Source organism: Parapedobacter soli (assembly GCF_025460835.1).
GTDB lineage: Bacteria > Bacteroidota > Bacteroidia > Sphingobacteriales > Sphingobacteriaceae > Parapedobacter > Parapedobacter soli.
This window is the reverse complement of record NZ_JAMXAY010000058.1, coordinates 1-25,829: the sequence shown is the minus strand read 5'-3', so window position 1 is coordinate 25,829 and position 25,829 is coordinate 1. Positions and strand designations below refer to the sequence as shown.

Genomic DNA, 25,829 nt, shown 5'->3' with positions numbered 1-25,829 from the left:
ATTGTTAAACTTATTTGATGCAAAAAGTTAACGCATCAGTACTAAACTTTATACTAAAATGTGGTAAAGCCGTGGCCCCTACTGCATTTTAACGTAACAAGCACACGCAAACCTTCGTCGAAGATGGCATGGCGCTTGTACCGATCGAGAAACCCACCCAGATTGGTTTCCGCAAAGTGCCGATTGCCTGGGACGTAAGCGACCAATTTTTAACATATTTTTTGTTGTGTTGTCATATTACTTAACCTGTTTAAGGTTACTTTTCTAATCGTAAGTGTTAGATTGAGTCGTAACTAATTCAAATCAATCGCACAAATACGAAATTATTGCGCGCATCATAGTCGGCTTTGGAACATAGCGAGACCAAACGATACGCCTCGATTTGGTCTCGCTAAATATTTAGCTCAGTTGACAGGTATTACGCTCCCGATAAACGCTTGACTAATATTGGCTCAGTCTTCATCTGAGACTGCATCAGCTTTAAAATAAGCCTATTTTTCAAATCCTCGGATGCTTCATCATGCCACAGATTTTTCAATTCGTTTGGGTCATTTTTCAGATCGAACAGTTCACCGAATTCATCATTCATGTAGATGGTTAATTTATAGCGTTCTGTAACGAGTTGCTTTTGATATAATGAATAAGGCTGCTGATGATTCTCAACGATTACAAAATCACGCACCGATTCTTTCTGCCCTTTCCACACATCGCTTTGTACGGTACCGGTCATGGTCCCGGGAACCGCGATCCCCGCTAAATTTAAAAACGTAGGCGCTATGTCGATAAGCGACTGTAGCGAACTGCTGCGCTTTCTCTCCGGAACCAAACCCGGGCAGGAGACGACCATAGGCACTTTCACTAAATCTTCATACATAAATGGACCCTTCTGAGTCAACCCATGCTGGCCATATAAATGTCCATGATCTGTCGTAAAAACGATCACGGTATTTTGGGCTATTCCCAGCGCTTCGACTTTATCAAGTATCTTCCCTATATAGTAATCCATCATGGAAACCATACCGAAATATATCGCCATGTCTTTCTTCATATCAAGCTCACTCTTACTTCTATGATATCCTAATCCGGCGCTCCAGAGTTCAGAATCCTTATACTTTGAGAAATCAGCTCCTTTAACTTGTGTCTTTTGATAAATCTCCGGCATATCGTCCAATTCACCTGCTACAAGCCCAGGTAATTCCATATCTTCAGGATTGTACATCTTGGCCCATTTACCCGAAACTAAATAGGGAGGATGCGGATCAAAGAAGCTGGCCCAAAGCAAAAACGGTTTATTACTTCGTGAATAATCTTCAAGCAACGCATTGGTACGTTCGGCAATCCAATAATTCATGTGATATTCTTCTGGAAGATTCCATTCCTGATATTGACTCCCAGCGCTTCCTGTTGGCGCTCTAAACCACTTTCGCCAAGTTTTAGGATCTTTTCCTTCACCCTTGAGCTTTTCTTCCATCCAGATGACATAATGTTGTCCTACATGTGGTTCATCACCATGATTACGTGTTAACTCAACATGAGTAAAACCGTAAAATGGTTCCTTGTAATTCTTCCAAAAAGCTAAGTTCTGTAAAATGGGATATGCTTCTAGGGAAGGAAACGCTGCATTGCCGCCCGTAGGTTGAAAATGTGCTTTCCCGACTAATGCCGTTTCGTAACCATTCATGCTAAGCTCAGCACCAACCGTGCGGGCCGCTTCGGGTAGTTTAGTGCCCAGCACATAAGCCCCATGCTGACTTGGCAACTGGCCTGTGATAAGCGAGGCCCGGGCTGGCGTACAGGTAGGGTTAGGACAGTATGCCCGATCGAAAATAACGCCGCGCTTGGCTAGCCGATCTAAATTTGGCGTCTTTATGTTCGGATCATTATAGCCCATAGCCATCCAGTGTTGCTGGTCACTTGTTATCAGCAGAAAGTTTAAGCCGCTGAGCTCATTCCCTGCAGTTGGATCGAATTTTCCATAAACTTTTTCAAATTCTTTCTCCGTCAGACTTTGTGCTTGACCGTATCCAGCGATACCCGCGGTCAATAACATGGTGAACAAATAGAATATTCCCTGTTCCGCTCTTTTTTTGGTATTCATATGCTATTTTACTTTGATAAGTTGTGCAAATATAGTATCTGCTTCCGTACAGAAATTGGGCTTTAGTGAGCCCGCTTTCATACTAGTTTGTAACAACAAACGGAAAGTCTTCGTTATGTACATGTTCCTTTTCCATAATGGCTAACACCTCTTTTACCAGTTCGGGCTGTTCTTTCGAAAGATCTTTTGTCTCTGCCGGATCTTCTTCTAAGTTATACAGTTCGACCGTCGTCTTTGACGGCTCAAAGCGCCGGAGTCCAACCCCCATTTCCCAAAAGCGCCTGTAGCATAGCCTGCTTTACCCAGCATTTCGGCAATTGTTAACGCGTCGCCGCTCATCGGGAACTGGCCTTCAGGTATAAATTCCTTGTTCGCTCTGATCGGCGTATGCCCAGTATGCTGCCCCGTCATCAAAACCGATCGCGAAGGCGCACACACGGTGCTTCCTGAGTAATGCTGTGTAAACAACATGCCTTCTGCTGCCATTTTATCCAAATGAGGCGTTTCCATTTTTGCCTATCCATAGCATCCCAAGTCATCATACCCCAGGTCGTCGGCCAGGATATAAATGATGTTGGGTTTCTGAATATGCGCCTGTTGCTTTTTTTCAGTGTTACAGGCCATCGTTGCTATAAGCAGCAGAACTGCAGGTATAACGTTGTGTATCATTTTCATTTTCTGTTCGGTTTCAATGGTTCAAGGTTAATATACGCTGCCGCAAACCGTTTGCCCAATCCCAGCATCCCCTCAGTATTGAAATGTATACCTTCGTAAGTTGCCAAGTCATCACATTTAATAATTTTGACCCTGCCATCTTCTTTGGCTACTTTTTCCAACATCGCTTGCTGAACCACTTTATTTGGTCTTGAAATATGGGCGTCCATGATCAAAAAAGGCAACTCCGGAAGGCCCAGATCTTCCCGGATATTCTTCATCAATGCTTTCAACCGGGGCTCGTACTTGTGGACCGTCTCCAGCTTTCTTCCATCCCTTTCTGTTTGCAGCCAAAGCATTCCGCAGACTTCCACATCTTTCACCTCAGCTCTTTTCTTCAAAAGCTCAATCCCGTTTCGTGAGTCAGCAATTAACCTGTCATATAAAAGCAGGGAGGCCTTTTCCTCATTATTAACTTCTCGCAGGTCATCCAGCCAGTCAGCCCGCAGGTAATCCTTGTCCCAAGCAACAATGGAAGTTCCGCCCGAAATAGCCACTTTAGCTATAGCGATAATGTGATTGGGGTAGCGTTTCTTCATTTCTGAAGCAAAAGCGAGCTCCGCACCAAAAGTGGCTTCTGTTATACTAAATTTTTCTGTCGCCCTGTTACGAGGTCCCATAGGGCGCCAGGCACCTCTCTCAAACATTAAAACTTCATCGTCAATCTGTCGGTATTCCTGAGGTAATAAAAACGCATTGCCTGCGCCTCCGGCATTTGACTGCCCCGACAGGATAAATAGTTTTACATCTTTGGGCGGCTCGCTGGCTTCATGGTTCAGGATGAAATTATCAAACCAGTAGGTATTGTCTTCAGCGCCATGTTGTACCACAAAACGCAGTTTAACTACATCATTCTTGACCACCTTAATGGTCACGCTCTGCTCAGCAAAACTTGTATGCATCATACCCCAACTCTGGACCCCTCCGTCGTCCATTGCTTCAATGCTTGATTTTACAATATTGTTATCGCCATCATAAGCATATACTGTCAGCCAGAACGGGCGACCGCCGGGTTCATTCTGTGATTTAGCATCAAACCTTAACGTATAAGTACCTTCTCCATAGCTACTTATGTTTATATCATCCATTAATAAAGTAGGATAAGAAGACTTTCCTGATGTATTGGCTGTCGTTATTTTGAAAGCTTGACTACCGCCCACACCCTCGCCAGGTGCTAGGCCGCTTAAGGCAGGTTGAAAAACATCTGCCGTATTGTCATCGACAAAAAAACCTGTAATCTGCCACCTATCATTAGGGCCTTTCGACATGGGAGCAGTGTTTTCCATATCCCCGTTTGAAATAGGAATCGTCGTCTGCGCCTGCATTAAGGGCAAGCAAGAGATAAAAAAAATAATAGTTAATAATTTTTTCATTTCGTAAGAGTTTATGTTTAAAATTGTCTGCAAAAGTTACAAATCTTGCATTAATGATATTATAGGGTTATCCATTTAGTCGCGATGACTTTTAGCTCCATAAGTTGCGGACGGACGATTTACGCGCCGCTCGATGATTTTATCGAGTATCGTTCCCCTGTGATTCCTTCTATTGAACCGGAAGAAGTACTCGTCAATATATCTTTGAAGGTACCCGCTATTACAATTAAGAATGTGCCCCGCGGAACCAGTTCTTGAAGTTCGGGATCTGCATGTGCAGCAGGGGAAAGTTCTTCCCTTTGTCCGATAACACCTGTGTGAGGAACCTTGTAGTCCTGTTTGATCGGCACCTAGTTACCTTTACCGCAGTCGTTTTCTCTCCATTAACTACCCTGACCATTGAAACTACTATTTTGTCAGTGTGCGCTCCCGCTTCCAGAACAAAGTCAAAACCGTGGTCCATGCTATTAGGCTTTAATCCCGAAATAAAAAAGGTTACCGTTTTCAGCTTGCCGTCTCCGATAAGGTTTTGCGTTTTGCTGGTCTGTACTACAGCTGTGTTATAGGTCAAATCCAATGTCCCGGAATAATTATCAAAATAGGTCACTTTTACAGCCAAGGTATGATTCGCGCCCGCCCATCTGTCATCCAGATCAAATCCGATTTTCTTTCCTGAGCGGGCGATATAGTCGTAATACTTGTCGGGCTGCGCCATCCACATTTTAATGGCATGCTGAATTTTAACAGCCGGCTCTGTTTCGTAACCCGCAGCATCTCGTTGGTAAAGCCAGCGCTCGAAGTTTTTCATCTCGATACCTTGTGTCTGTTCAGCTGAAGTGATTATTCTTTCTTTGGTGTCGTTATTCTGATAGTAGGAAGCCCGGATATAACTGGTGTTCAGGAATGTCCATACATCAGGGGCATCGTCAACAGTCCGGCCCAGTTCTTGGCATAAAAAGGGCAACATTTTTGGCACTAAATGTCCCGTTGTATGAATATAGGTACAACGCATTTGCAATGCTCTGAGCGTGCTGGCAAAGTACCGGTAAGGATAAGAGTTGGTCGTGTTTCCAAATCTGAAACCCCTTTCAGCAGTAGCCCATGCGTCTTCGTATTCTTCGTTTACCTCACCATTAAAACACTGGTATTTAATAATAGGTGCTTTTTCATCCACATACAGGTACCCGTTCTCGTCGATATACTGTCCCATATCATCATTAGGAACATTATACAGGTACATTTCAACAAATCCCCGCCTTACGCCAAAGCCTTTCTGAAATCCGTACGCAGAGGCCCCTCCCATAAATACCTTGTGCTCCATCCCGGTAAAGGCGTCAGACCAAGCATCAAGTCTTTCTCTCACATGTTTAACAGTATCATTTGCTGCGCTATTACGTTCACCGTATGGACCGATGCCTTCGTCACCGAAACTATCAGATGCATAACCCACATAAGCCGCTTTTATCAGGGAAGGGATACCACTTTCCTTTAAAGCATTGATCAGCTTCAAATAGCGCTTATGAAATTCGGGATGGGCAGGATTAAAGTTAGAATTACGGTTGGGGTTTTCCTGAGGCAGTAAATCTACCCCGTAGCTTTCCAGCCATAGCGGTGCTTCACCGTTATTAATTGCGTCACTTCCTGTCCCTCGCGATCTTGAACAGGTAAGGATTCGAAGGGTTATATCAGAGCCAACATCATTGGCCTGTGTTATCCTTTCGATTATCGGTGTAAAGTTATAGGTTCCCTCTACCGGTTCAATATCCCTCCATTTTACCCATAAGATCCCGATGCGGTTAGCCTTGAATTTCAGATCAAGCGGTGCAAATTCCATATTTACACCGATATTCCGCTGTAAGCCTACCAACGAACGCGGCGAGGGGGTTACAAAATCCGGTAATGACCAGTCCCACCCGTCGATTATATGATCGGTATCTATCCATTTCTGAGCCTCAATGGTGTCCAAATCTGAAACTTCCAAATGGTTATAGGATGGCCAGTATGGATAGTCACTTTCTGGTAAAGCGTTCGGGTTTTGGGCAGATGTGAGCGTCGTAACCAATAAAGCGCCAATTATTAATGCGTATCTTTTCATAAAACTTATTTGGTGTATCTTAAAAACACGACGCCATTCGCGTTTATCCTAATATCTCCTCGTTCTAGCGCTGTCCCCCTCCAAATGTCATATAGCTGATAATCGTTTATATTCTCCCCTTTTAAATCAAGAACCGCTCTTGAAATCACTTTCTGATAATCGCTTCTGTTAAAAATTCCAATCCAGCCATTTAATGAATCCTTTTGTGGGGTATCCCATATTTCAACGCTATCCCTTTCATAAATCAATTTGCCCATTACCCCATTTTGATTACATTCAAGCATATCTTTATTGGTAATCAGCTTCAATGAAAAATTATCTAATGTTGGTAAATCTCCGCCCATCATCAAAGGAGAAGCACAGAGCGCCCGAAGGGTAATAAAGGTATACATCTGATCTTGGCTAAATTTGCTCCACCGTGTCCAGCCTTTACCTGCTAACAGCTCGACATTGCTCAATTCGCCCGACTTGATTTTCGCTTTGATTTCCGCATGGGATTCAGACTCGTCGACACTTTCTGGCTTCGGCGACATTAATTGCAGTTTTCCAAAAGGAATCATATCCATGTCAATCCAGAAACCAGGCTCTTCTTTACCCTGCCATTTGCGCCAAGCTGCAAAGCATTGATCTAACCCTTTCTGATCATCCCAGATATCTGGAGTAACACGCAGCATATTGGCCAGCTTAAAAAAGTCCAACGCATTTTCATCCACAGCACCACCCGGACTAAGACTTAAAATCATTGGTCTGCCACATTGAGCTATTGCTTTAGCAATGCCCTCCACTTCCTTTGGGAATGGCACCAGATCGTCGTATTTCACAAAATCCACCCCCCAATCAGCAAGCTGATTCATTAACGAATTATAGAATTCCTGGGATCCGCGTTTATCCATATCCACACCATAATTCTGATCATTCCACACACAGATACTGGTTGTATCAGCAATATCCCGAGCAAAATATTTGGTTCCTTTTATCGGTGTATTCGCTTGAAAAGCGGACTTCGGGATTCCTCTCATAAGATGGATGCCAAACTTAAGCCCTAATTCATGGCAACGGTCTATGATAGGCTGAAGCCCATTAGGAAAATATGTTTTAGAAGGCTGCAGCAACCCAAACTCATTGAAATGGAGTACTTGGGCATGTTTCTCTGCCGGATACATTGTTCCCTCCCGGCGTTTAAATTCGCCAAAACAGCCTGCATCAATCACAAAATACTCGTATCCGTACGGCTTTAGTTTTTCTGCAAAAGCTTCTAAATTGGCCATGGCTGCCTCTTCATGAAGGTAAACGCCATAACTAATAAAACTATTCCAACCTATAGGCGGGACTTGGGCTAGGGCATTGGTTTTTTTTTGTGTAATCGAATCTTGTCTAGGCCGGATTTTACAACTCGTCACCAACATGATGCATACGGCACCCACTAAAAAGTGGTTTATGATTTTCATTATCCTTTTTTATTTTATTTTGTTGGTTGCAGACTGCTTCAAACTTTATTATTCATTTTGGTGCACCGTACCTCGGCTCATTTAATTTTCGTGAAATAAGGCAGACGTGCTAATGGAGCATCCACTTCTACTGTTTTACCCCCTTCAATAATTTTTCCATCATCTCCTTTCCATTTTCCTTCCGGGAAAACAACTTTCCTGGAACGGGCTCCTTTTTCAATTACCGGCGATACCAGTATATCGTCACCAAGCATGAATTGGTCTTTTATCGTCTCATATCCCGATTCCGGATAAGCCAAAGCCATGGGTTTAACAATCGGTTCTCCTGTTTCCGAAGCCGTCTTTGCCAGTCCCAGCATATAATCGCCCACCTTTGTATGTAATAATGCGGCTTGACGGCACAGCGCTGCATTTTCTTTAGAGAGCACTCTCCAGGGTGCTACGGAGTATTGCATCATAGGCATCAGTGCATGTACCTGGGCAGAGCGGACAATCAGCTCTTCATCCATCGTTGATAGTGTGCGGAATGAGCCATGTTCACCTCCTCCAATCATATCGGGACACGTGTAGGCATATCCCATGATGCTTTGCGACATCTGGTCAGCGATCAACTTTTGCAAATCCTCCCAATCGTGCTTTTTATCTCTCAGGCGCTGTGCTAAGGGCAAACCGGCCATTTTCCAAGAGGCTCTGTATTCATTGAGCGGATAATGCAATCCGAGTTCTGCAAAATAAGTGGTATGATCGTTAGGAGTTCCTGAGTGGAACGAAACTACGCCGTCGGTATAGAAGCGAGCATCTCCTGCATCGAATTTAAACCCGTCAACGCCATACGCATTGACCAGATGATCGAGCTGATCTTTGAACCATTTTTGTGTACGGGGATTGCTTAAGTCAAGACACGCACTGGCGCCATTCCACCAGCGGATAATAGCGGCCTTGTTCTTGGTGTTGGCCCAGAGAATATCCTGCGACTTTTGCGGATCAAGCAGTAACATACCTTCTTCCGCTAATTTCCTGAACACCTCCGAATCGGGGCTGACAAATGGACATATCCACAGCATTACCTTAAACCCCATATCGTGAAGCTTCTTGATCATCCCTTTGGGGTCTTTAAAACGACGGGGGGCAAATTCCCAGGTGCCGTAGTTTTCCTGCCAGGTATCATCAATCATCAGAACCCCGGGAGGATATCCATTATCGATTAGGGATTGTGCATATGCTAAAATGCCCTGCTCATTTTGATTGTAATTCAACTCAATCCAGGTATTATACTGCGGACGAGTAAACAACATTTCTTCGGGAATCTTTCCGTTTGAAGGAAAGAAGTTTTTAGCTACATACGCATATGCTGTCCGTAAATTATTACCCGAACGGCCCGAGATTATCTTGCCTTGACGGGTGGTAACACGTATTTTTCCTTTTTCGAATTCATATTTGATGGGTTCTTCGCTCCATACGTATCTTCCTTTACTGGACAACAGCAGGGGTTGTGCCTGGTTGCCTTTATTGTCTCCCCACAAATCTTGAACGGTGACGCTTTCCGTGTCATATGGGGTTTGATGCCCCAACGAACTTAAGCCACCCCACCAATATTCATCTTCGAGGATTTGAAGATCTACCCGGTCGGCTTCCTGAGCGAATAGCTGAATAGCCAGCAATACAACCCCTATTGTTGACAATAGTTTTAGCATAGTATTATTCCAAAATCGATAATGATGATCTGATGATGGTAACCTAATTTGCGATAACCACCTCAGAAGGTGCGATAGGTAAACCACCCTGGTTTTTTCTGTTGTATTCAAATGGTGGCGCTACGGCTCAATGATCTCAATTTCTACGCTCTTCACTACCCGGTTATAACCATATTCGCTGGCTGATGAAGTCCTGTCCTGAATATAACCGGAACCTGAATATTTTTTATCGCCAACATTCGTAGCAACTAAAGTAACGGTATACTTTCCCGGCTGGCTATAAGCGTAGGAAAAGCTTCGATGATAGCGATCTATTGCCACACCTGTAGAAAAGCCACCTTCCGGGGTCAGGTAAGTACTATGGTCTTCAAAATAGTTATCGACTATCTCGAGGGCAGCGCTTCTCATGATTGGCATGAGCTTTGTAAGCTCAAATCTAGGTATTTCTTTATTAGAATAGACTTTCCCAACCATTCTACTGAGTGCTGCCAAGACGGCAGCTTCATCTACGGGTTCTTCTCCTTCTTGTAGAATTGCGTTACGATTATTAATTCTTAATGCTAACCATGGTGTTAGAATTTCCAGGCTGTCCTGCGAAAGCACTACTTTTTCAAGATCAGGATTTGAACCATTGACGACAGCGAGGTAGCTTTTAGCGAATTCATGATCGGTATCCCCTGTGTAAATAACATACGTTTCCGCATTACCGGTAATTTTAAAATGAACCATAGAATCCACCATATGGGTCGTTCCTACTACTTCTAGGTTTACTTTTGGCGCTATGGCAACTTTCTCACAACCTGCAAAAAGAATAGGGGCCAAAATGACTAACGATAAAATGGGTTTTACGATATATCTCATCTTATGAATATTTGCGTTTACTTAATATCCTTTATTTTGTGTAACTAAAGCGTTTGCATGTATTTCAGACGTGGGAATTGGCATTAAGACGTGTTTATCCTGAATGTTATCGGCGATTATGGCCCAATTCCGCTCCGGGGCCCTTCGCCCTTCAGGCTTGAAATTTTTAAGAAGTTTCACATATTCTACCAATTTCCCCCATCTAACCAAATCAAACCATCTCTTGCATTCTCCCCCTAATTCGCGAGCGCGTTCGTAAATTATATATTGTTTTACACTTGCGTAATCAGGATAATCATGCTCCGTTATATCAGGTAAAATTTGGTCATTATACGTGAGCTCTCGGGGCAATAAATCCTGGTGAATAGTTCCTTTATTGGTGTATCTGGCTCTTTCACGCAACTTGTTTAATGCCATATAAATTTCAGAAGGAGGGGCTAAATCTTTGTTTGCCTCATTTAGTGCTTCCGCATAAATAAGGTAAACTTCTGCAAGCCTAAAAATCGGAAAATGGATATCATAGTCATTGGGAACGTAATCAGCTTTACGAACGGGAAAACGTCTAAATTTACCTATTTTCCAAGGCTGGGCATGATCTTCCGGAAAATCAGTTTTAAGAGTTCCATCACCCTCAACCCTCACATGTGGTGTAGTCCATTCTTTACGAACCAAATCCGTGTTCTCGTATATGGTATGAAAGTATTCTGTGGCGTGAATGCCACCAAAACTTCCGCCTAATAGATTAGGCCCCATTAGTCCCATATTAATCCCGAGGTTGCTTCCTTCATTAAACCCGCCACTTTTGTATTGGACGTCGAATATAATCTCGTCATTATTTTTGTTTTCAGGAATAAAAGCATCTGGAAAGTATTGACACAAAGAATAATGATTAGTTGTAATTACGTCCTTAGCCAGCTGGGCAGCTTTCTGAAAATCAGTTAGGCCATCACCCACTCCGTCACGTTTAGCCATGCTGCCTCTTGTCAGATATACATTAGCCAAAAGTGTTTTAGCGGCACCTACGGTTGCTCGACCGGCTTGGGTTTCTCCTTTGACATCCAGGTGTTCAATGCCGAATTCTAGATCATGTATAATACCATTGTATATGGTATCTATTGGTGTTCTAGGCACATGTAGATTATTTAACGAATTGGTCTGTGATACTTTGTAAGGAACGTCTCCCCATATACGAATCAAATTAAAATATAATAGAGATCTCAGAAACTTAGCCTCCGCCACAAGGGTATTTTTACGCTTCTCAGCCATCTTAATACTGGGAATACAGTCAATAGCTGTATTAGCGTCATTTATACCTCGATAGTGGTTGGTCCATATAAGTAGCAGCACTTCTGTATTATCTGCTGTAATTGTATAATTTCCAATCCCTCCAAAAGTATTAGTTGCTGCCGTCCTGACTATATCCGACACAAAAATCTGCATCGTAGGACCTCCACCATACACACCGTTGCGCTGCAGTGCGTTATAAGCCCCTATCACTGCTGCTTCTGCGTCTGCGGCAGTGGTGTAATAGTTTTCGGGAGAAATTTGTGATTTTGGTACTTCCGTTAGAAACTTCTCACAGGAGGTGAATGTAACGATAGCAACCAAAAAGCTCGATACTACTATTAGTTTATACATTTTTAATATTTTTAGTTTAAAAATTAACTGAAACCCCGAGAGTGTAAGTAGTTGATCGTGGGTAAGTTCCTACATCTGCGCCGAATCCTACTTTAGCGACTGTTCCAATACCCGTACTTACTTCAGGGTCAAACCAACTATAACGAGTAAGCATGAAAGGATTACTAACCCTGGCGTACACTCGGAATTTGCTGATTTTTACTTTATCAATTATTGCTTTCGGCAAGGTATAGCCAAGCGTAACATAGTCAAGTTTCAAAAATGAGCCATCTTCCACGTAATTGCTTCGCATATAATTAGAATAGGTGTCTAGAACATTGCCATGAAACGTTCCGTTAGTATTAGTAGGGCCAAAAGCAATTGACGACATGGAACGTAAGGTGTTCCAATTTCCTCGTCCTACGGTTGATAAATAGGAAATATTACCATTGATAATATCATTGCCATAGGTCCATCTCATAAAGAAGCTTAAGTCAAAGTGCTTATAAATAAACTCATTATTTAGGCCTCCTATAAAATCAGGAGCAGTTTTAGCTAAAGGAACTTTATCGCCTGCATTTATTAATCCATCACCATTTACGTCATGAAACTTTACCTGCCCGATTACATTTTCTAAGATCTCACTTACAGGACTGTTAGCAATTTCGGTAGCGCTATTAAAAATCTCATCTTCAATATAGCCGTAATATATCCCAATAGGATCGCCCACGCGGACGATTATATCGTCTTTAACAGTGTGAAAGAAATTTCGGGTAAAAAACATTTCGGGCCTGTCGCCAAGGTCTAAAACCTTACTCCTATTTGCCGATAACGTTAAGTTGCTAGTCCATTTAAAATTAGCTTTATCCATATTCACAGTATTTATGGAAAATTCTAATCCTTTGTTGCTAATAGAACCTACATTTTGTAGGGCAGTCGTAAACCCACTCGATAACGGGAGTTGGACATCCAAAAGCAGGTCTGTTGTTTTCTTATAATAAGCGTCCGCTGTAAATAACAGACGACTTTTAAAAAATCCCAAATCAACCCCTACGTTATACTGATTTGTTTTCTCCCATTTTAAATTTGGATTTGCAACACTATTCGGGACCATCCCAGCGTACAATCCATCGTTGAAAACATATTTTTCAGTATTTAGTTGTGCCAGCGACTGGTATGCTGGTATTTGGTTATTTCCCGTTACGCCGTAAGATGTTCTTAGTTTGAGTAAATCAAAAGTGTTGAGATTCTTAATGAATTTTTCTTCGGAAATTAACCAGCCAAATGCCAAGGAAGGAAAATAACCCCACTTATTCTCAGCTCCAAACTTAGAAGAACCATCTGCTCTTAAAGATGCCGTAACTAGGTATTTGTTTTTAAAGCTATAAGCCAAACGACCCAAATAAGAGGCCATCGTCTGATTTGTCTGGTTGTTAGTAGGAATTAAGGCCACTGAAGCCGACGATAAATTATAAATCCCCAGCAATTCGTTTTCAAAACCTTGCACTACTGCCCTATAAGTCAAGTCGTCATCATTCCTCGTTTCAAAAACCGCGATCACATTAAAATTATGCTTTCCAATACTCTTTAGGTAAGTTAACCTGGATTGAAAGACCGCATTAGACGAATTGCGTTTAATAAAGGTTGCTTTCCCGCCAATCTCCCTCCCTTGTTGGGTGGAGGAAGGTAAAAATCTTTGATCGTTGCTGTTGTGGCGATTTATCCCGTAACTAGTAAAGAAATTTAAATCTTTAAAAATTTCATATTGGAAAAATATATTACCAATTATTCTTGACGTTTTTAGTTGGTTATCAACTTTATTTATATAAGTTAAGACGTTCTCGTTGGTATGTGAATAGGTGTCGTGTTCTTCATCAACATCATCCAAGCTAAAATCTTTGGGTAAAAAAGGATTTGTTTGTAGCGCTTTTTTTATAATCGCCGATTCGTTCCAGATATTAGTCATTCCGGTGTTCTTCGTTATGGATAACTTAATATTGGTTCCAATTTTTATTTTCTTGCCAAGGCCTTGTTCTAGATTACTGCTTAGGGTCATTCTATCGAATCCAGAATTGTTAACAACACCTTCTTGATTTAAATAATCTCCAGAGACCATATACTTCATTCCTCCTGATCCACCACTAAAAGCCAAATTTGCATTTTGTGTGTGGGCACTTCTAGTAATATCGTCAATCCAGATTGTACCTTTTTCCTCAGATTCTTTCATACTTTGCCAATACGCCAAAGAGGTTTGATCATCACTGAAGAAAAATAACTCTTCATTTCTTTTGATCATATGATCCACAAAATCGCCGGGCGAAAGGATATCTGGATAACCAGCCATTTTTGAGACACCAGTACCGATGGTTGCTTGAATTTGTGGTTGATTAACCTGGCCTAATTTTGTAGTGATAATGATTACGCCATTGGAACCCTGAGCCCCATAAATAGCTGTTGCCGATGCATCCTTCAATACCTCGATAGATTCGATCTGGCTTGGGCTTAGGTCTGCTAACGGGTTCGACATGGGATCGTCATCAGGAATGATGGGAAAGCCGTCGATCACATACAATGGCTGATTTCCACTAGTTAGCGAACTGCCTCCACGTATTTTGACATTTATTCCTGCTCCGGGACCATTATCTGCCTGCGTAACTTCTACACCTGCCATTCGCCCCGCTATGGCACTTTGAAAAGAGATGGGATCTCCTTTTTCAATACTCGACCCTTTAACAGAGGCCACCGCCCCGGTGAGATCACGCCTTTTCATACTTCCATATCCCACTGCAACTACTTCATCCAGCTCGGAAAAAGAATGAGCTAAAAGCACATCAATCTCGGTTTTATTTCCCACCGGGATAACCTGGCTTTCATAACCGACTGAGCTGTACTTGAGGTCTACATTTACATCCACCCTGATCGTATATTTACCATCCGTATCAGTGAAAGTTCCAATATTAGTTCCTTCAACGACTACACTCACACCTGGGACAGGCTCTCTTGTCTCTTTATCTTTAATTATCCCCGTTATGGTTTTGTATTGTGCCATCGTTGCTGAACTCAGTAAAAGAAAGGCTGATACTAAAAGAAGAGCTCGATGAAAATACCTCTCGTTTCTTCGAACATTTGGCGTTGTTAATTTTGAAATCATATTTATAAGGTTAGTTTTATGATACATTATAATAGCTAAACTTAGGAACCTCTGTTTCAGTTTACTTAATATATGCTCTGAAGTGTATAAGTCGGCCCATTGGATTGGACGTTCCCATTGTCGTCAAACCATATGGGATCGATTACTAGAAGAGGGGGGCGTTCTTTAGCAACTCCATGGCAGGACAGCCAGTACCGACCGTCGGGACCTTTAAATATTTGATTATGGCCAACCCCTCTAAATGGATTCTCAGGATTGCCCTGCCACTCAAAACCGTTCTCTTTACAAGTAGTCTTGTTTTGAGCCCCATAAAAAGGATTACCCTCATTTTTTTCCCATGGCCCGGTTATGGATTTGGCTGTCGCGTAGCCAATTTCATATCCTCTGCTCCAACTGGAATAGAACAGATAATACGTATCCTTCTCTTTGATGACACAGGCTCCCTCTATACCGATAGCATCCCAGTCACGATACCTGGCTACTTTAGGTACCAGCCGGCCGTTGCGATCTGAAACTTTTAGCAGGTTCCCATTTTGGTCATATGCATAATCTACTCGCCCAGACTGGATAGCAGTTGTTGGTTGGGTTAAAAAAGTGCCGGTACTTAGATCGATTTGCGCATAGCCAATACCAAACGTCCGCCCTGCATTCCAAAAGGCCCAGACTTTACCATCCGTATCCGCAAAGAAAGTAAGGTCATTGCCTCCAGACAAAGGTTTTTCTTTGGTAACTATCGAATAGGGCCCTTCGATGTGGTCGGCTACAGCATACCCCGTATGTTGACCAAGATAACCTAGGTTTGGATTGTTACAGTTAAATGTAGCATAATATTTCTTACCTATTTTATGAATTTCCGGAGCCCAAAATCGACGATGGTACCAAGTGTCTGGACCGCCGGCTTCAACGATATATTTTACAAATTCCCAATTTAGAATATCTTTTGAACGATACAAGGGTACGCCTCTATTATAGTTCCCGTCGGTTTCCTGTCTTTCCCAATGTGGATACGCTGTACCAGTCATATACCAGTAATCGCCATCTTTTACTATCTGACAATCTCTCAATCCATGTTTATCGATACCAGAACTTATCGGGTTCTGATATTGAAAAATAAGATTTCCTTTCTTGGGTCGTTTTGTTTCGGATCTGACCGTGCTCTGTGCAATAGCATCTGAGTTTAACAGCATGACAAACAACACTAACATCCCTAGAATAGAACTATTATAAAAGCACCTGTCTTTTTGTGAATTTGTATTTTTATACATTGGACTTAGTTTAATTGGTTTTTTGTTAAGTTTATTTTTTAATTTGATAAGCGTTCTGAATTAACTCCTTTTCTTTTCTCAGATTAGCCGAAGCAAAACTGCGTATCCTGCTATCAGTTCATGGGTATATTTTATATCAAAAAGGTTAAATTATATTCCATAGTGCAACAAACGTTTCATTTAGGGACAAAAGAATGTTAACCTTGTCTAATTTTAACATTTAATAGGTCTGGGCTAAACGGTTGAATTTATTTGGTGTAATCGAACAATACAACAAGTTGATTCATGTCCGGATTCGATGATGATTTCAATATCCGTTATGGCTGCAAAAACACTCATTTTTCTTATCATGCTGCTGACAAGCATAAAGGCGCTGCCACAGACACAACGCTTCAAACATATCACCTCAGATAACGGGATTTCACAAAGTGAAATCTATGTCTTTCTGGAAGACAGTAAAGGGTTTATGTGGTTTGGAACAGTGGACGGACTAAATAAATATGATGGCTATAACATCGAGATTTTCAATACCGAAAGGAATAACCCAAATTCTCTAAGCCACAATACCATTAGAAGCTTAGCAGAAGATCATCTTGGGCATATTTGGATCGGCACCGATAACGGCCTTAACGTATACAATCCAAAAACCGAGCGCATTCATCAAATAGAAAATAAAGAAGTTGGAAATTCCTTATTAAAAATTAACGCACTTTATTGCGGGGATAGCAAAATCCTGGCTGGCACTTCGATGGGACTGATGAAAATTGATATTGAAAGCAACAGTATCGAAAAAATGGCCAACAGCTTTAGCTTAGTCAACACAAAATCTAATCGTACTATCACCAATGTCTTATCTATTATCAGTAGTAAAGAGGGAGGTGTGTGGGTTATGAATCCCAATTCCATTGTCAAGGTAGTTATTCAACCGAACAATGACGCCTTTATTATAGAAGAGCCTAAAATTACCCCAAATGCTGGTTATAAAGCCATAGTAGAAGACAGCAATGGCAATTTATGGGTTGCTAATCAAAAACTTGGGCTTTTACGATACAATGTTAAAACCGGGGAGACAAATCATATTTCTAAATCAGGCAATCGACATGGTCTTTCTTCCGATAAATGTTCTTCGCTTACATTCGACAAGGATGGAAACCTTTGGATAGGTACCACGGACAAAGGACTTAACTTTATAAAAAAGGAGGATCTAAATAAAAGGGAGATTCATTTTGAGCATATACAAAATGATCCCTTGAATCAAAACAGCTTAAACTCGAATTTAATCTATTCTATTTACAGTTCTAAAGACAATTTGTTATGGGTAGGCACCATAGGATCAGGAGTAAATATATTTGATCCGCAGCAAAAAAAGTTTGTGCATTATCGGCTTCATCAATCAACCAACACCTCTGCGCAATCCAGCTTTATAAGATCTCTTTATGCAGATATAAATAATAATATATGGGCAGGAACACATAACAACGGATTATTCTTGGTTAACCGGGAAAATATGACTTTTCGTAAACTAGGATTTGGAACAGAATCCGTCTTTTCTATTTCGCAATATCAAAAAGACAAGGTATTTATATGCAGTAGCAATGGCGTTTCATTGGTCCAGTATACGGGCAATAAATTAAAGCTGTTGAGTACCTTTCGAACTTCCGCTACATTTGATATTGTTCAATCGGATGAGACGGTATACTGGCTGGCATCCATCAATGGTTTATCCCGTTTGACGGTTATCAATGATCAGATCGTGCATGATAAAACATATTCTACACGCACAAAACCGGATATCTCTTTTAATAACTGCAGAGTCCTGCTTTATAATAAAATTGACAATGAGCTTCTGGTAGGGACAGAAGGCGGCGGTTTAAATATTGTTCACCTCAATGATGCGCATCATCCAAAGATGATATCCGTATATAAAAAAAGTAATGATACACGCTCGATAAGCAATAATTACATCCGCTCAATCATCAAAGATTCAAAAGGAAATATCTGGATTGGTACCTATGAAGGAATAAACAAAATTATCAGAAATAAGAGTACAGGAACAATAGATTTCCAATCTTATTCCCGTCTGGATGGATTGCCAAATAATATGATTGAGTCAATGGTAGAAGATAAACAGGGGTATTTATGGGTGGGTACTAATGGAGGTTTATGTAAGTTTGATACGGAAAGCAACCACTTTACCCTATTTTCTACGAGCGATGGTATACAAAGTAACGAATTTTCGGAAAATGTAGTTTTTAAGAAACCGGATGGCGAGATTATTATGGGGGGGATCAACGGCATCAATTCTTTTTATCCTCAGGAGATAGTGAACAGTACGCTGGTACCCAAAACAACGATTACTGGCTTTTATCTTTTCAATCAAAAGATAAAAGCGAGACAAAAAGTGGGGAAGCATGTTCCGCTTAAACAAAGCATTGCATATACGGACACGATTAAGCTGTTACCGAAGCAAAATAATATCGGCTTCGACTTCTCAGCTATGCTGCCTTCTAACCCTGAGAAAATAAAATACGCTTATAAACTCGAGGGATTCGAAACGGACTGGAATACCACCACTGCACGCAATCGAAATGCGAACTACACCAACTTAAAACATGGGAAATATGTATTCAAAATAAAATCCACAAACGAAGATGGTATTTGGGAAGATAAACCAAAAGAAATTTTTATTCATATCAAAACGCCTTTCGTTTACAGTTGGCTTGCTTATCTGCTGTATCTATTGGCTGCAGTTCTCATATTTCTTTTCTTCTCCTATTATTCGATTATACGCTATGCAACCAAGAACCAAATTATCCTTCAAAATGAGCATAACCAAAAACTGCACGAGCTTGATCTGTTAAGGACAAAATTCTTTATCAATATCTCTCATGATCTTCGCACCCCGCTTTCGCTGATCAGCGGACCCCTGGAGAGCGTTATAAAAAGTCCCAGTTTAAGTACGGAAATTAAAGAAAAATTGAGTCTGATCAAAAGAAATGTTAAGCGCTTAAACAATCTGATTGAACAGCTCTTAGACGTTAATAAGGCGGAAAACGGAAAATTAATACCCAAACTGGTATTAAAAGACATGGTGAATTATACGAAAGCGGAAGTTTCCCACTTTACTTATGCAGCTTCTAAAAAAGGGCTCAGCTTAAACGTGAGCAGCAACCCCAAGGAGATAAAAGCGAACTTCGATCCCGTTATGCTTTCGAAAGTTTATTTTAATTTAATGTCAAATGCACTTAAATATACCGATCAGGGAAGAATTTCTGTCCATATAGAAAGAACAGATAATACACCAAAAGGAATACCACATGATGCTGAACACCATTCATTTATAAAAGTTGAGGTTAAAGATACAGGGAAAGGTATTTCGAAGGAGGACCTGGAAAGGATTTTTGATCGTTTTTATCAGGATAAGAAAAATTTAGGCGATGGATACGGTATTGGATTATCGCATTGCATGGATTTAATTCGTGCGCACGAAGGATATATGGAAGCCATTAGTACCATAGGCGAAGGGACTACGGTGCGCTTTTTCATTCCCGATCATGCGGATGACATCACAAGGGAATTCAGTACCGAAGATTTATACATTGATTCCGGAATAAAAGACAGTGTTTCGCCGGCACAGACTGAGGAACGACGGGTTGAAACGATATTAATTATTGAAGATAACGTGGATATGCGCACTTTTATTAAGAAAGAACTGGAAAGCGACTACAAAATAGTAGAGTCTTATGACGGCATCGATGGCCTAAAAAAAGCAAACCTTAATCTTCCGGATTTAATAATTAGTGACGTAATGATGCCCCATATGGATGGTATAACGTTCTGCAGACAGATCAAGTCTAATGTCAATACCAGTCATATCCCGATTATATTGTTAACAGCGAAAGCCGAAACAAAAACAAAATATGAGGGAATTGAGACAGGAGCTGATGATTATATCCTGAAACCGTTTGAAATGGATTATTTAATTATCAAAATAAAAAACCTACTGCAAAACAGAGAACGCCTGAGAAAACAGTTTCAGAATAATTTAGCGTTTGAACCTTCGGCAATAACGGTCAACTCCGTTGATGAAAAGTTCTTGTCATCATTATTCGCTGCGCTGGAAAAAAACATCCCCGATTCAGAATTTACGATTAGTTCCTTAGAAGCAGAAATGGGGATGAGCCATGCCAACTTCTATCGAAAAATCAAAAGCTTAACCGGCCAATCTGGCAAAGAATTAATACAGGAGATGCGACTGAAAAGGGCACATCAGATATTGAAAGACAATAAGGATATCCGTATCGCAGAAGTTGCATATTTGGTCGGCTTCACCAACCCGAAATACTTTAGCCAATGCTTTAAAAAAAGGTTCGGAGATCTACCAAGTAATATAAACCAGGGATAAATTGTAATGGCGATGAACCACGATATTCGTAACGATTTCGCGAAGCGCCGGTATCGGGTATTTGTAAATCGGCGCCGTCACTTCATTAAACGCTAGTGCCGATGCATGAAGATTTTTGAACTCTTGCGGATGGATTCCTTTGCTTGTGCCTATTTCACTGCCACCAATTCAATTACTAGGTTTTCGTTTTGCCCAACGGGCAAGAAATGAAAACTCAGTTGAACCAAACCGAGTACCATCGGTTCTGGCTTCATGTTTTTTCCTTTTTAAAAGGATAGTTGATAGGGTGCGCTGCCGGATGGAATGAAATACAGATAACCGGATTACTTGGCGTCCCGATGGATATGTTTATATATAGTTCGCTTTTCTTATGTTTTGCCAAACACCCACATGTTGGCTATGCCATATAGCCTGTCGTCCAACGGACCTTCGCTATAATCGGCCATGTATGCTATACAATTGAAGAGGCAACTCGAAAAAAAATTCAGGCCAAAAGATGTACTGATCCGGGGCTGGAACAAAACGAAAATTTCTGCGCTTGGTCTAATAACTGCATATTTGATGTTGCATATTTTCCATTTGGCAAAGTCAATGTGTCTTCAAATCCGATTCTCGTTTCGTAATTTTCTCTAATTGCCAGCGCTAATAAATCCCAACATGTTTTATTGAACCCGTGTAGCAGAATAGGTGATTTGATTTTGGAATGATCAATATGGTTTCTAATTTGGTGGGCTGTTTCGATCGCCGATTCCAGCAGTTGTTCGGGTGGTTCAATTAAAACCCTTAAAAAATCGCCATTCAGATTGCTTTCCGTAAAGTTTTTGGCAGACTCCAAACTACTTAATCCTATTTCGATTTTTATTCCTTTTCTGGAAATCAGGTCAGTTACTTTTTCAAATCCGATTTCGTGGTAATTTATGGAAACGAAATCAGGAAGATTTTTCCACGAACCGATTTGTTCAAGCCTTTTGTCCAAATTCGGCTCTATCCATTCTCCCGTGCTGATTCCTATGGCTACATTTTTTAATTTTGCTCTTAACTGGCCAATTTGGTTATCGACAAATTCTCCTTTTAAGGTTTCGGCTCCTTTATCATCTCTGGGATGGAAATGGACACTACTTGCGCCTTTTTCAACGGATAAAATCGAGGATTCAAGAATAGATTCCGTTGTTTTTGGAACAATTCGGTCATTTCTGTTTCCATTTATTGCAATCTGTATCTTCATTTTTCCGGATCACCTTTTTCATCCAGGGATTCGATACGGGGTTTGCCGGCTTTGTCCACATAAATTTTGATTCGGGGATTCCCGTTTTTGTCGCGGATGAAAAGTCCTACCTCGTTGTCAAAAGTCTTGCCTACAAAAAGGCGGTCTTGCGCTAGAAGGCTATCAGCTTTCATTTGGGTGAGAGCCCCCTGACGCGCTTCGTCTCCCTCCAGCTTTTGTAGTTCTTGATAGCGCCGGTACAGCTCACCAAAAGCATCTTCTTTGGGTATCCGCCCTACGAAGTACATGTTTGATTACGGAGTAATATTCTTATAGTTCTGTGGGAAGAGGTTTTTCAAGTTTTTGTGGTTTATTGTCATAATATTCTGCAGCGTATATTTCAACCACTGAAAGGGATTTACATCATGCTTCTTGCAGATGGCGAAGAAGGAGTAGATCATAGCTGCTCGCTGTGCGGCTTGGTGTGATCCGGCGAAGAGGTAATTCTTGCGACCCAAACAGCATGGGCGGAGTGCATTCTCACATTGATTCGTGTCAATCTGCAGATTTCCATCATATAAGTATGCGGACAGCGCATCCCATCTGGCATATGCATAAGCCATCGCTTTGCCGATCTGACTTTTAGGTAACGTGTTCTTTATCTCTTTAAAGATCCACTTCCCCAGTTCGTTGATCACCGGCAGCGATTTTTCCAGGCGCAGTGTTTTTCTCTGTTCCGGTGTGAGCTTCTCTTGTTTAGCCTGTCTTTCCACAGCATATAGCTGCTGGATCATAAGAAGCACTTTTTCTGCCCGTGGGCGGTCACTGTCCAAAGCCCGTTCCATCTCCCTTCTTGTATGCGCCCAGCAGGCTAAATGGGTAACCTCTTTCTTTTTGCCATATTTTTCGTACACGCCATATCCGTCACTCTGGAGATATCCCTTGAAGTTCCCCAGCATGGGTAATGGCGCGCTGCTGCCGCGGGTAGGGCTATAATCAAACAATACCGTTCCATCCAAAGGAGCATGGTATACCCAATACCAACCGGTGTGGGCAGCCCCTTTCTTATCACTGTCCAGTACTTTAATTCTTGTTTCATCGACCTGCAGGTAGCCTTTGGTCTTGGTATGGTAAACAAGCTGTTCGTATAGGGGTTCCAACTTTTCCAGCGCCTGTTTTGTCCAGCCTTCGATCGTGGAGGAAGGTATCTGTATGTTTTCCCTGGCGAAGATCTGCTTCTGGCGGTATAGTGGAAGATGATCCTGGTATTTACCGGTTAATATCATTGCCAGTAATCCAGCTCCGGGGATTCCTTTGTCGATCACCCGCTCGGGAAGCTCCGCGATCTTTACCCCTTCACCGTTTTTAGCGGCATATTTATATCGGATATACCGTTTGATATAGAATCTGGCAGGTTCGCATTCCAGTTCCTCGGTGATTTCTTTGCCGATGCAGACCATATCCGACAGATCACCCTCAGGGTGGATCTCGATTTCTTCTACTGGTAAGTGCTCAGGCAGTTTCGCCCGCCCGTGGTGGTTCGGGCGTTTGCGAACATATTCGATCTTTTGCTTTATCTCTTCCTGCTGCTGCTCCACCACGGCGGGTTCGGCATCGAAAGGCAGGGATGTCTGGTTAGGGTCGCCTTCGAAGCGCTCGCGCTTCTGGCCGAACTGCATCCGGCGGAGCATTTCAACCTGATGTTTTAAGCGGTCCCGTTCCTGGGTGAGATAATCTATTTTTTCATCGCGCTCGGCCAAGGCTTCATCACGGCTGGAAATGACCTTCAGGAGGTCTTCTTTCGATAGGTTTTCCAGTGCCGTTTGCATGGCATAAAAATACAAATAACCAGCGGGTTACGCAAGCAAAAAACGATGTTTTTGATTGCTTCAGACTACTTTTTTCAGTGAAAACCGATGCTGCCTANTTCCAGTGCCGTTTGCATGGCATAAAAATACAAATAACCAGCGGGTTACGCAAGCAAAAAACGATGTTTTTGATTGCTTCAGACTACTTTTTTCAGTGAAAACCGATGCTGCCTACGGCTCTTCTCCACCACGATCCCCTCCACCATCAGCACCAGCTCGCTCCAGTCGATCTCACCGCCCGGCGCACTGCTTTTGGGCAGCGGGAAGGTGCCGCCCTCCAGTCTTTTGTAATACAGCACGAACCCGCCGTGCTCCCAGTGCAAAAGCTTCATGTGCGTACGGCGCCGGTTCAGGAACACGAACACATCACCGCCTGTTGCCCCACGGCCCAAACCCGAGGACACCAGCCCGCAAAGCCCGTCAAAACTTTTCCGCATATCACAATGGCCGCCGTACAAGTAATAACGGTGCGAAGATCCCAGGCTGAACATCAGGCGAGGGCAATCAGCCGGGACAATAATCCCAGATCGGCCGAAGGCACTTCCAGACGCACACCGTTGGGATAGATAACCGATAAGACAGAATGGCCTGCCATCTTGGGGGAACCCATCGGAATAAAGCCGTTATCCCCGCCGAATTGATCCTCTTTCCAGCGACTGATCCAATAACCGAACTTGGACAGGGTAATGCCGTGTTGCAAACAGAACTCCTGCCGGGTCAAACCACTCTCACGCCACTGGCGGACAAGGGTAAACATGTACTCTCTACGCTCTCTCATATCAATAATATTTGGGCGTAAAGCTAAAGACGATCATTTAAACCGAAAATATGCAGTTGGTCGGGCGGATACTTCATAACCTTATTATTTTGGGCGTAAAACTACAGCCGATCAATTAATCAGAAAATATGCAGTTGGTCGGGCGGATACGATAAACCGGACATTAACAAAATAATAACGAATACGCGGCCGGAGCGATGCCGAAACGGCACTGGTAACCACCCGTTTTAACTTACGGGAAACCGTATGGGACCGTGGCTGGGTTTGGCTAGTTTTGGCAGGCAGGAAGGGAGAATTATCCGAAATGCGCAGTGCGCATATTGGATAACCAAAGAGGCAGCGCATGAAAAACTAATACGGAATGCGCAGTATGGGAGCGAAACGTAAATTGCTGATTTAAATACGAATAACAAACAATTGATTAAAAACCTTAAATAAAGGCAATTGCGCATATTAAAGAGTTAGCGGTCATTGTGAAAAGACTACCATATAAATAGACAAAAACAACTTTAAAAATGGAAATATGAAAAATTTCAAAGACACGGTAGAAGAATTTTATTCTTTAATTCAAAATAACAAGTTCATTGAAGCGGTTGACAAATTTTACGACCAAAACATCATTTCAACAGACAACAGTAGTGAGCCAACAAAAGGTATAGAAAATTTTAGAAAATCGGTTGAAAATTTTATTGCTAATTCAGAAGTTGAAAAACTCGAATTACTTTCGACAATTGTTGAAGAAAATTTATCGGTTGCTCATTGGCACTACATCTTTACTAATAAAATGTTTGGGAAACTTGACTACAAACAAATATCGGTTCAGAGATGGACGGAAGGTAAAATCATTCAGGAAAATCACTTTTATAACTTAGGATAATGAAAGTTCATACCACAAATTATTTTGACACTTTTATTGAAGTGGCAGAAGACACCAAAGCAAAGAGCGGAATAAAGCCCCCTGCAAAAGATAGAAAGACTGTTGCAGAAATGCAGTACGAACTGATTGCTCAAAATCCGTACAAGTATACTTCTGACGATATACTGTTTCAGATATTTGCCGACCGAAACAATCTGACCAAAGCAGAATACAAACAAGCAAGAGAACGATTCTTTTCAAAGGGACAAGCTTGTTTACGAACATCGCCCTTGGCGAAAACCTATGGATTTGGTATTCATAGTAACAGTGTTGGGAAAGTAGCCATTTTCGGAATGGAAATATAATTCCCCCCAATCGTTGGACAGATTTTTCATAAACTAA

General features: G+C 41.8%; 20 protein-coding genes. 3 read left to right on the top strand and 17 right to left on the bottom strand.

What is annotated here, in order from left to right; translation table 11 throughout:
* Nucleotides 1-418 precede the first annotated feature (418 nt).
* The 12 genes from NGM62_RS18570 to NGM62_RS18515 form a co-directional block, all read right to left on the bottom strand.
* Complete coding sequence (locus tag NGM62_RS18570) at nt 419-2,098, bottom strand: sulfatase-like hydrolase/transferase (RefSeq protein ID WP_262249790.1); 1,680 nt, start codon at nt 2,096-2,098, stop codon at nt 419-421.
* Between the two features lie 82 nt (nt 2,099-2,180).
* The gene (locus NGM62_RS18565; RefSeq protein WP_262249792.1) at nt 2,181-2,366 is read right to left on the bottom strand and encodes a hypothetical protein; all 186 of its coding nucleotides are present in this window, start codon (nt 2,364-2,366) and stop codon (nt 2,181-2,183) included.
* The gene (locus NGM62_RS18560) at nt 2,306-2,569 is read right to left on the bottom strand and encodes a sulfatase-like hydrolase/transferase (RefSeq protein WP_262249791.1); all 264 of its coding nucleotides are present in this window, start codon (nt 2,567-2,569) and stop codon (nt 2,306-2,308) included. The genes NGM62_RS18565 and NGM62_RS18560 overlap by 61 nt, the downstream gene beginning before the upstream one ends.
* Before the next feature lie 45 nt (nt 2,570-2,614).
* The gene (locus tag NGM62_RS18555) at nt 2,615-2,767 is read right to left on the bottom strand and encodes a hypothetical protein (protein ID WP_262249789.1); all 153 of its coding nucleotides are present in this window, start codon (nt 2,765-2,767) and stop codon (nt 2,615-2,617) included.
* A 2-nt stretch (nt 2,768-2,769) separates the two neighbouring features.
* Nucleotides 2,770-4,185, bottom strand: coding sequence for a sialate O-acetylesterase (locus NGM62_RS18550; RefSeq protein ID WP_262249788.1), 1,416 nt, complete (start codon nt 4,183-4,185; stop codon nt 2,770-2,772).
* A 226-nt stretch (nt 4,186-4,411) separates the two neighbouring features.
* The gene (locus NGM62_RS18545; protein ID WP_262249787.1) at nt 4,412-6,280 is read right to left on the bottom strand and encodes a hypothetical protein; all 1,869 of its coding nucleotides are present in this window, start codon (nt 6,278-6,280) and stop codon (nt 4,412-4,414) included.
* 5 nt (nt 6,281-6,285) lie between these two features.
* Complete coding sequence (locus NGM62_RS18540; protein WP_262249786.1) at nt 6,286-7,728, bottom strand: glycoside hydrolase family 27 protein; 1,443 nt, start codon at nt 7,726-7,728, stop codon at nt 6,286-6,288.
* Nucleotides 7,729-7,805: 77 nt separating this feature from the next.
* Nucleotides 7,806-9,422, bottom strand: a complete 1,617-nt coding sequence (locus NGM62_RS18535; RefSeq protein ID WP_262249785.1) for a glycoside hydrolase family 31 protein — start codon at nt 9,420-9,422, stop codon at nt 7,806-7,808.
* Nucleotides 9,423-9,542: 120 nt separating this feature from the next.
* On the bottom strand, nt 9,543-10,283 hold the full coding sequence (locus NGM62_RS18530; protein WP_262249784.1) for a DUF5017 domain-containing protein: 741 nt from the start codon (nt 10,281-10,283) through the stop codon (nt 9,543-9,545).
* 21 nt (nt 10,284-10,304) lie between these two features.
* Nucleotides 10,305-11,921, bottom strand: coding sequence for a RagB/SusD family nutrient uptake outer membrane protein (locus tag NGM62_RS18525; protein ID WP_262249783.1), 1,617 nt, complete (start codon nt 11,919-11,921; stop codon nt 10,305-10,307).
* A 16-nt stretch (nt 11,922-11,937) separates the two neighbouring features.
* Nucleotides 11,938-15,051: a SusC/RagA family TonB-linked outer membrane protein gene (locus NGM62_RS18520; RefSeq protein WP_262249782.1), complete on the bottom strand. Its 3,114-nt coding sequence runs from the start codon at nt 15,049-15,051 to the stop codon at nt 11,938-11,940.
* A 65-nt stretch (nt 15,052-15,116) separates the two neighbouring features.
* Nucleotides 15,117-16,316, bottom strand: coding sequence for a glycoside hydrolase family 43 protein (locus NGM62_RS18515; RefSeq protein WP_262249781.1), 1,200 nt, complete (start codon nt 16,314-16,316; stop codon nt 15,117-15,119).
* 319 nt (nt 16,317-16,635) lie between these two features.
* Here NGM62_RS18515 and NGM62_RS18510 point away from each other — a divergent pair, with 319 nt between their 5' ends.
* Nucleotides 16,636-20,721, top strand: a complete 4,086-nt coding sequence (locus NGM62_RS18510; protein WP_262249780.1) for a hybrid sensor histidine kinase/response regulator transcription factor — start codon at nt 16,636-16,638, stop codon at nt 20,719-20,721.
* Between the two features lie 484 nt (nt 20,722-21,205).
* On the opposite strand, the gene NGM62_RS18505 is transcribed toward NGM62_RS18510, so the two are convergent.
* From NGM62_RS18505 to tnpA, 5 genes are all read right to left on the bottom strand, one after another.
* The gene (locus tag NGM62_RS18505; protein ID WP_262249779.1) at nt 21,206-21,946 is read right to left on the bottom strand and encodes a 3-keto-5-aminohexanoate cleavage protein; all 741 of its coding nucleotides are present in this window, start codon (nt 21,944-21,946) and stop codon (nt 21,206-21,208) included.
* Complete coding sequence (locus NGM62_RS18500) at nt 21,943-22,233, bottom strand: hypothetical protein (protein WP_262249778.1); 291 nt, start codon at nt 22,231-22,233, stop codon at nt 21,943-21,945. The genes NGM62_RS18505 and NGM62_RS18500 overlap by 4 nt, the downstream gene beginning before the upstream one ends.
* A gap of 6 nt (nt 22,234-22,239) precedes the next feature.
* Nucleotides 22,240-23,754, bottom strand: a complete 1,515-nt coding sequence (gene tnpC, locus NGM62_RS18495; protein ID WP_262249777.1) for an IS66 family transposase — start codon at nt 23,752-23,754, stop codon at nt 22,240-22,242.
* Between the two features lie 176 nt (nt 23,755-23,930).
* Nucleotides 23,931-24,284: an IS66 family insertion sequence element accessory protein TnpB gene (tnpB, locus tag NGM62_RS18490; protein ID WP_262249776.1), complete on the bottom strand. Its 354-nt coding sequence runs from the start codon at nt 24,282-24,284 to the stop codon at nt 23,931-23,933.
* Entirely contained in the window at nt 24,284-24,571 is a 288-nt protein-coding gene (gene tnpA / locus NGM62_RS18485; protein ID WP_262249775.1) for an IS66 family insertion sequence element accessory protein TnpA, read from the bottom strand. Before tnpA ends, tnpB begins: the two co-directional genes overlap by 1 nt.
* Nucleotides 24,572-25,094: 523 nt before the next feature.
* On the opposite strand from tnpA, the gene NGM62_RS18480 reads away from it, so the two are divergent.
* Both NGM62_RS18480 and NGM62_RS18475 read left to right on the top strand, forming a co-directional pair.
* Entirely contained in the window at nt 25,095-25,448 is a 354-nt protein-coding gene (locus NGM62_RS18480; RefSeq protein WP_262249774.1) for a nuclear transport factor 2 family protein, read from the top strand.
* Nucleotides 25,448-25,792, top strand: a complete 345-nt coding sequence (locus tag NGM62_RS18475) for a DUF6157 family protein (RefSeq protein ID WP_262249773.1) — start codon at nt 25,448-25,450, stop codon at nt 25,790-25,792. Before NGM62_RS18480 ends, NGM62_RS18475 begins: the two co-directional genes overlap by 1 nt.
* Nucleotides 25,793-25,829 lie beyond the last annotated feature (37 nt).